Genomic DNA, 8954 nt, shown 5'->3' on the forward strand with positions numbered 1-8954 from the left:
GGTGTGTTATAATTTTGCAATTTAAATATAGCAACTTTGCTATATCCAAACACCGCCACTTTTTAAACGTTTAGGACGCAAGTGTGTAGTAAGTATTGCATTGTCTTTTTTATTAAAGCTATGCGATACATCGGATCATTATGCAACAGATCTACAAAAGTTGCGGTCCTCTTAACAGCATTTATCTTTTTAACACATGTCTCCTCTGCTCAAAATGTTACCCTTAAACACAAGCAGATTACATTGTCCGAAGCATTTCAAGAAATCAGAAAACAGACTAACGTCGATTTTATCATTAAGACAAGCCAACTCGACAAAGTAAGGCCTATTCAAAACATAGATATCCAGAATAAGCCACTAAAACAGGCCCTTGAAAAATTATTGGAACATCAGCCTTTGGTCTTTACAATTGACAATGGCATCATTGTGATTTCGGATAGAGAAAAAAAAACACCCCTCGCCCCCACCGTTCAAAAAAACAATAAGGTTGAGATTGTAGGTACAGTGAAAAATGATGGAAACAATCTTTATGGTGTTAGTGTCAAGGTTAAAGACAGCCCGTCAATCGGTACAACAACAGATGGCAATGGAAGATACATTCTTGTGGTTCCCGCAAATTCGACACTAATATTTTCCTATGTCGGCTACGCCAATCAGGAAATTGCCATTGCCGACAAACGTCGCATTGATATGCAGCTAAGTCCCGATCAGAGCTTAAGTGAAGTTGTTGTTGTCGGTTACGGAACACAGAAAAAAACCAGTGTCGTGGGAGCATTGGAATCAGTAAAACCAGAAACCTTACGTATCCCAACGGCCAATCTGTCCAATGCATTGGGAGGAAGACTTTCGGGTGTAATCGCAGTACAACGTTCGGGCGAACCCGGTGCAGATGGGGCTAGCTTTTTCATTCGTGGTGTATCGACATTTAGCGGAGCCACCAATCCCCTGATCTTATTGGATGGTGTAGCAATCTCCAAAGGCGACCTGGACGCATTGGCACCAGAAGTTATCGAAAGCTTCTCAGTCCTTAAAGATGCTACTGCCACTGCCGTATTTGGTACTAGGGGAGCAAACGGCGTCCTAATTATCACCACAAAAACAGGTAAAGACCTCAATAAACCGCGTATTTCAGCACGTGCACAATCACAGATCTCAAGACCTACTTCCATACCAAAATTTGTTGATGGTGTAAGTTATATGGAGATGTTCAATGAAGCGGTTACAGGTCGCGGTACTGGTGAAATTTTATATTCCCAAGATAAAATAAACGGCACAAGATTAGGCTTGGATCCCTATGTATATCCTAATGTTGACTGGTATAATGAAATGTTTAAGTCCCGTACCATCAACAACGAGCTCAATCTAAATGTACAAGGTGGTGGCAGCAAAATAGGCTATTTCCTCAGTGCAACCGGTAACATTAGCAACGGTTTATTGCGTAAATTTGACCTCAACTCTTTTGACAACAATGTCTCTGTCAAACGGTATAGCTTTCAGAACAATATCAATGTTAACCTTACTTCAACCACCAAAATAGCTTTAAAGCTCAATGCACAACTTCGTGATTACTACGGTGCCGGTGTAGATGCTCCAAGCGTATTTGGCGACATCATGAATGCCAATCCAGTGGACTTCCCTATTATGTTTCCATTTACCGGTATTGACAGAAGAGACGTTCAATACGGAGGAAAAGCTGGTGGTACAGTCAACAATGGTTTTATCAATCCCTTTGCCCGCATGGTCAATGGCTATCAAAATGGTTTCCAAAGTACCTTATTGACTACAATTGATGGAGCTCAAAAACTTGATTTCATTACAAAAGGGCTAGAATTTAAAGCCTTGGTTTCCTTTAAAAACTGGAGCAACACAACAACAAAAAGAACCAGTGGCTACAATCAATACATGATTAACAGCTATGCACCCGATCCTGCAGGTGGATATACCTACGATCTAGTCATGGTGGGGCAGCCACAAAATCTTTCCCTGGGAACCGAAACGGGCACTAGCGGTGATCGCGAAATCTATTTCCAGCCCTCCATCGAATACAATAGAACATTTGGTAATCACACCGTATCGGGTTTATTTCTTTACAATACCACCGATTTCAATGTCAATAATCCGGCTGATCTAATCAGTTCGCTACCGCGTAGACGCCAGGGCATTACGGGACGTGCAACATATGGTTTCGCCAATAAATATCTTGCCGAAGTCAACTTTGGCTACAATGGTTCCGAAAACTTTGCCACTGGAAGTCGCTTTGGCTTCTTCCCTTCCGTTGGTTTGGGCTATGTACTCAGTAACGAAAAGTTCTTCACAGATTTATTTCCTGCTGTCAGTAATTTAAAAATTAGAGGGAGCTGGGGTAAGGTTGGTAATGATCAGATTGGCGGAGGACGTTTTCCTTATCTTTCGGACCTCAAATTGGATGGAGCATCGTTTACAACAGGTATCGATCAGAATACGACTTATACAGGACCTACTTACTTACAATTTGCAAACCCAATGATCTCTTGGGAAGTTGCAGAGAAGAAAAACATTGGTGTGGACCTCGGTATTCTTAACAATAAGTTCAATATTGTTTTCGACCTATACCAGGAAGATAGAACCAATATTTTCGTTGATCGTTCGGCAACAATCCCTAACGTATTTGGTACTGCAGGAACGAAAGTGTATGGCAACGTTGGTGAGGTAAGAAATAGGGGATTTGATTTCTCCCTAGAATGGAACAAAAGTGAAAAAGATTGGGGAATATCTATGCGTGGAACCTTTACATATGCACATAACACCGTACTGAAAAATAATGAGCCAGCCTTTACCAAATACCGCAACCTCTCGCAAATTGGGTATTCTATTGGCACAAACCTAGGCTATCTTGCTGAACGCTTATTTATTGATCAGGCCGAAATAGATAACAGTCCATTACAACAGCTAGGGGGTTTTGTCGCTCCGGGAGACATCAAATATAAAGATCTAACCAATGATATTGATGGTCTAAATCTCATCAATAGCGATGATAGAGTTCGAATGGGTTATCCAACAACACCTGAAATTGTCTATGGTTTGAGTACTTCCATCAATTACAAAAAATTTGATTTTTCTTTCCTCCTACAGGGAGTTGATAGAACTTCTTTTATGATCAGTGGTTTCCATCCATTTGGAAATCAAGGTGTACGCAATGTATTGCAGTTTATTGCCGAGGACCGCTGGAGTCCTGAAAATCCTAACATATTTGCTGCCTATCCACGACTGAGCAAATTGGACAATCTCAACAATACTGAAGCTTCTTCTTATTGGCTGAGAAATGGGGCATTCCTAAAACTCAGAAGTGCTGAGATTGGATATTCGCACAAATTTGCACGCATTTTTCTAAGTGGTTATAATCTATTGACCTTCTCTAAGTTCAAACTTTGGGATCCTGAACAAGGTGGAGGCAATGGTTTGGGATATCCGACACAGCAAGTATTCAATCTCGGAGTCCAACTTCGTTTCAATTAAAACAACTTCAAGATTAAAACTATCAATAGAATTTTAAAATGATTTATCAGATGAAAAGAAAATATATAGGCTACCTTGCATTATTCGCATGCGCGACTTTTTTGACTACCACTTCCTGCAGTAAATTCTTGGATATCGTCCCTGATGAACGTCCTTCGGAAGCAGACGCCTTTCGTGATCCAAATTCAGCCAAAGGTTATTTGTATTCCTGCTATGCGTGGATTCCAAATTCTCGGGTAGGCACCTCTTCCATTGATTTGATGACTTCCGACGAAGTAACAACTGCTTTTGAACATGAAACCTTTGCTCGATTTCCCCGTGGACAATATACAGCGTCAAGTCCTGTCATTTCCTACTGGGATAACCTTTACAAAGGAATACGACAATGCTATATCTTAATTCGCAATGTAGATAAGGTTCCCGGGATAGATCCACAGGAGGCGGCACAATATAAAGCTGAAGCCAACTTCCTGATCGGCTTTTATCATTTCCTATTAGTCCGCATGTACGGTCCAGTTGTTATTGCAGACCAAGAGTTTGATGTCAACGCACCTTCTTCAGCGTATCCGAAACGGTCGACTTATGATGCCTGTATTGATTTTATTATCAAAAAGCTGGATGAGACAGCTGGACAGTTACCTGCTCTTCGAGCCGCGGATGAATGGGGTCGTGCTTCCTCGGTTATTGCCAAGGCGCTAAAGGCTAGAGTATTGCTTTATGCAGCCTCACCGCTCTTTAACGGTGGTGGAGGTGATAAACAGAGCTTCTATGCCGATTTCAAAAACTTGGATGGCACAGCGTTGATCAGTACAACCTTCGACAAAGAAAAATGGCGCCGTGCAGCTCTAGCGGCTAAAGAAGCCATTGATGCAGCTGAACAAAGTGGAGCTTCGCTGTATAAAAACAGTACCTACAATACAGCACTACCAGCCAATCCTATTGAAAAGGACTTACGCCTTACTTTTATTGACAAAGCCAATACAAAAGAAGTGATTTGGGCGGAAACACGTCGGGAAGGTCTTTACGATTTTCAAAATAAATCTACTCCATTTCTCAGTGGCGCACAAGGTGAGTCCTATAATGGGGTATCCCCGACCCTCACCCTGATAGAATCCTTTTATAGTAAAAATGGTTTACCGATTGACAAAGATCCCAATTACGACTATAATGGACGATACGGCGTAACAAATACGCCAAATGGTAATACATTATCGTTAAATCTAAACAGAGAACCGCGCTTTAATGCCTGGATTGCCTATCACAACAGCTACTATGAAGTGGTTAGGGGGAGTGCCAATCAAATCCTTGTTCAGTTTAGGAAAAATGACAATTGCGGTATCCAAGGACGGTCTAATAACTACTCTCCAACAGGATATCTCAACAAAAAAGGTATTGCACCTGAATTGAACCAAAGCAGACTGCAGGTCTCCGTCAATTATCCATGGCCGGTGATACGTCTAGCAGAACTGTACCTGAACTACGCGGAAGCGCTAATCGAATATGGTCAGGATCTGAATACTGCCAAACAATATATTGACCGCGTTCGGGTCCGTGCGGGCATTCCAACAATTGATGTCGCATGGGCTCCAATTGGCGGCGCAAATAATCAGGCAACACTACGTTCCATCGTCAGACAAGAACGTACCATTGAACTTTACTTGGAAGGCCATCGCTTCTGGGATTTAAGACGTTGGATGATCGCCGATCAATACCTCAACCAACAGGCGAAAGGAATGAATATACAAGGAGCTACCGATACAGAGTTTTTCAAAATAACAACGGTCGTTTTTCCACGTAGTTTTAGTCAGCGTAATTATTTAATGCCTATACCACAGGAAGAGATCAATAAAAACGAGGAATTGGTACAAAATCCCGGTTATTAATTAATTTAATGAATTGCACAAGATGAAATACAATATCGGAATATTCGCTCTACTCTTTTTAGCAATAGCGTGTAAAAAAGAAGAAATAAAAATGACCAAACCACCACAACTGGTTTCGGTTGAAGCAGAACCACGTATTGGCGGGACTCTCCTGAAATGGAAACTTCCTTCAGACAACAATTATCTTTATGGACAGATTACATATAAAAAAGCGGGATCAAAAGATCCCGATAAAATCTATAAAATCAATATAAGTTCTTTTGCCGACACGATGCGTATAGATGGGCTGATCAATAAATATGAATATGTCTTCAACGTCCAATTGTTCAATCAAGACAAGAAAACAAGCATTGGCGGAGATATCATAAGCAGCAATAGTGTTAGGCCAATCGTCAGGCCTTCGGAAGTGACCTATTTCCCGAACGAATTAACTAAAATACAGGTGACCGATAATATGGTAGAAACCTATACACAGGAAAGCAGCGAGGGTCCGAAAAAGAATTTATTTGACGGCGATAAAAATACATATTGGCATACAGCATGGTCAGCAAATACAGCCCCGCTTCCGCATTGGATCCAACTCAATTTCCCTCAGGAAGAAGAGATTGGCGCCATAAAATACTTCTTCAGACAAAACAATAGCGATGAAGCCGGGCGTCCGAAACAATGGGGAATAGAAATAAGTTCAGACGGCAAGCAGTGGACCAGAGTTTTTACATCAAAAGATAATCTTCCCACATCAAATGTTGCTGAAGAGCAAAGTTTGGCTTTTGATAAAAACTATAAGTCCAAATTTTTCCGGCTAATGATCCTTAAAAACGGTGGAAAAAGTTACACCCATCTAGGTGAAATGAATGTCTACCGGATGCGCTCTTCTATCATTGACAAAGAAAAAGAAGCTGAAGATAACTATTGATTGTTATCACAAAGATTATTTTCTAATCATCACTGGTGCTCAAAAGAGCATGACGACGGAGGTAGAAATACCTCCGTTTTATTTTTTTCATCGGTATATCATCAATATTCGAACAAGCTCCAATAGGGATACGAGGTCAAATTTCCGCTATAGCATAAGCCTATTCGACGAGGCTATCCCCAGCAAAAAATAAAAAACTTTTTTATTACCTTAGATAAATAAATCGAACAAGAAAACAACTTGTTTTTCATTAACTATAGTTCACATATATGAAATTATATGCCTTTGTTTTGGGAGTAGGCTTACTTCCGGCCGTAGGATTATGTCAAAAGACCGTCACCCCTGGTAGCAGCGATATCAATACCAACTATATCAAACCAGAAAAATCACTGTATACGGTATATTATGTTAAAGATAACACCTGGGACAAACAAGGATCATTGACCTACGATATCGTAGCGGCCAACAATCAGCTGACCTTAACCAATACCTATGTTCCGAAAGACAATGCCTGGACTTCGATCCGCACAACGATTGCCGACGCAAAAACACTTCGGTCCATCAGCTACGCGAGCGATGGCAAGGAAACAAAAGTAAACCTCAACTTTGCAGAAACAATTACAGGTAATTATTATTCGAAGAAAACTAAAAAGGAAAAAAAGATCAACTTACAGCCAACTAGACCTTTTGTAGATTTTAACTGGACAGATCATCTGATTTCAACTCTACCTTTAGATCTAGGGTATAAAGCGCGCATCCCGCAATTTTATTACAATAGTGATTCGGACATTTTTGTCGAAGACTATACCATTAAAGAAGTAAAAAGCTACAGTTATGGTTCCCCAAAAACAGGTAAGCACGACAGTTGGCTGGTTACACTTTTAGAAGAAAGTACCGGAGCCATCTACAATTATGTCATCGATAAGAAAGATCGCCGATTATGGCAAAGGGAAATGTCCATGGGAAACGGAAAGTGGGAAATTACCGTAAACGAAGAACTGGACTATCAACCTATTAAAAATAGATTCAACAAAGAACAGTCTGCCCAACAGATTTCTCAAGGGAACAGTGTTATTATCGGAACGGCTTACGCACGATCTAGCTCCGGAAAAAAACTTGGCGGGCTCGTGAATACTGCCAAAAAGCAATATGCTCCAAAAGGGACAGAAATTACGCTATTCGCCAACTCTGCCTATTACGAAGAATGGCTGGAAGTCAATAAAAAGATCCGAAAACAGAAAAAGGTCCAGGAAGTTCCATTAGACCCTGATTTTGGCTATGCGGTTAAAAAAGCAAAAGTGTATGATGATGAGGGGCATTTCGAATTTGCAGATCTCATGCCAGGCGCATACGTGATTATGGCGAGCTTCGATTTCACCAATTCTTACAACTATTCCTATGTATCAGGCTACACCAATTATTATAACTATTGGGGGTATACAGGTTCCACGACAAATTACGGTACGGCAAGATCATCTTATGTCGACAAAGCCAATATTGAGAAACACGTTACCATCGACAAAGACGGTGAAAAGAAAGAGGTAAACTTAAAGGAAATGTAATCCTAAAAATGCCGTTAAACAGACTCGTTTAACGGCATTTTTTATTTTTTTGAGATCTATTCCTAAAATGAGTAGATCATCTATCCATTTACTTTTTTCGAAGTTCAATATAGCGGTCTATGCTAATAGGAAAATTATCGGCAGTACGCAGTAGAAAACAGGCCGCCGCTCCTACCCAAACCGAATAATCGAACGTCGATTTAATTCCCAACGAGAGTGTCATCACTATCGCAAAGCTGATCAGTAGAATCCCGGCAACGAATGCCGTAAAACGCAGTTTATAGCCGATCAGCAATAGGATTGCTAAGACAACCTCTAATAATGTTGCACCTATAGCAAGTATATTACCGAAAGATTCAGGCACAAAAAAATTAAGGGTATTTGAGTAGGCTACAAAATTCGCCCAATTTCCCCAGGAAACATGTGATGCCCCCGGTGCCCCCCACAGCCCCAAACGATCTGCAACAGCAGACAAAAATGCTGTCGATACAGCTATACGTACAAAAAGTTGATTATACATGGTATAAATTATATAAATATGGTATAAACGATATAAATCAAATTTAAGAGAACAAAAACAGTCCAAACTTAAACCAGTTTAAGAAACTTGTTTCAACCATCCCATACCCACAAAGACTTCCCTCATTGTCATACCAGTGTTGTACCTTAACTTCCTCGCTCATCGTTCGGCGATCACCTGTGGTTAAATCCATTGCACAGTTAAATCAATAAGGCTGCCAGCACATGGGTGCTGTACAGCCTTAGACATCAATTAATACGAATAAGAATTTAATATCATGTTCTACTCCATTAAATGATAACACACTGTTATAATGACGACCAAGATGCTCAATAGTCCTAATGGAAATAAAAACTATTTGCTACAGCTGCAGCGTTAATTCCTGCTGCTGTTGGTTTCTAAAAATTAACACCTTCGGCTGGTCTGCGTGTACATGCTTTTTAATCGCTTGTTGCAAGTCTATTAATTGATCTATTTTCTCGCCCTGGTAATTCAACACAACATCACCGACACGCAAACCGCTTTTATAAAGATTGCCTTTTTCATCCAACTGAAGTAGCAGCACGCCGTTTATCGAG

General features: G+C 40.6%; 6 protein-coding genes. 4 read left to right on the forward strand and 2 right to left on the reverse strand.

Annotated features, from left to right (window positions below):
- The first annotated feature begins 120 nt into the window (after window positions 1-120).
- The 4 genes from B2X72_RS04390 (at window position 121) to B2X72_RS04405 (ending at window position 7856) form a co-directional block, all read left to right on the forward strand.
- Window positions 121-3495: a TonB-dependent receptor gene (locus tag B2X72_RS04390; protein ID WP_286848389.1), complete on the forward strand. Its 3375-nt coding sequence runs from the start codon at window positions 121-123 to the stop codon at window positions 3493-3495.
- 50 nt (window positions 3496-3545) lie between these two features.
- On the forward strand, window positions 3546-5378 hold the full coding sequence (locus B2X72_RS04395; RefSeq protein ID WP_075991201.1) for a RagB/SusD family nutrient uptake outer membrane protein: 1833 nt from the start codon (window positions 3546-3548) through the stop codon (window positions 5376-5378).
- A gap of 22 nt (window positions 5379-5400) precedes the next feature.
- Window positions 5401-6294 carry a discoidin domain-containing protein gene (locus tag B2X72_RS04400; protein ID WP_075991200.1) on the forward strand — a complete coding sequence of 298 codons (894 nt, stop codon included), beginning with the start codon at window positions 5401-5403 and terminating at the stop codon, window positions 6292-6294.
- A 269-nt stretch (window positions 6295-6563) separates the two neighbouring features.
- Window positions 6564-7856 carry a hypothetical protein gene (locus B2X72_RS04405; protein ID WP_145328163.1) on the forward strand — a complete coding sequence of 431 codons (1293 nt, stop codon included), beginning with the start codon at window positions 6564-6566 and terminating at the stop codon, window positions 7854-7856.
- An 88-nt stretch (window positions 7857-7944) separates the two neighbouring features.
- Here B2X72_RS04405 and B2X72_RS04410 read toward each other — a convergent pair whose 3' ends face one another.
- Together B2X72_RS04410 and B2X72_RS04415 are read right to left on the reverse strand one after the other, a co-directional pair.
- On the reverse strand, window positions 7945-8376 hold the full coding sequence (locus B2X72_RS04410) for a DoxX family protein (RefSeq protein WP_145328162.1): 432 nt from the start codon (window positions 8374-8376) through the stop codon (window positions 7945-7947).
- A 361-nt stretch (window positions 8377-8737) separates the two neighbouring features.
- Window positions 8738-8954 (reverse strand): PDZ domain-containing protein (locus tag B2X72_RS04415; RefSeq protein ID WP_286848391.1); only part of this gene is annotated, 217 nt, incomplete at its 5' end.

This window comes from Sphingobacterium sp. UBA7253 (genome assembly GCF_002472745.1).
GTDB lineage: Bacteria > Bacteroidota > Bacteroidia > Sphingobacteriales > Sphingobacteriaceae > Sphingobacterium > Sphingobacterium siyangense.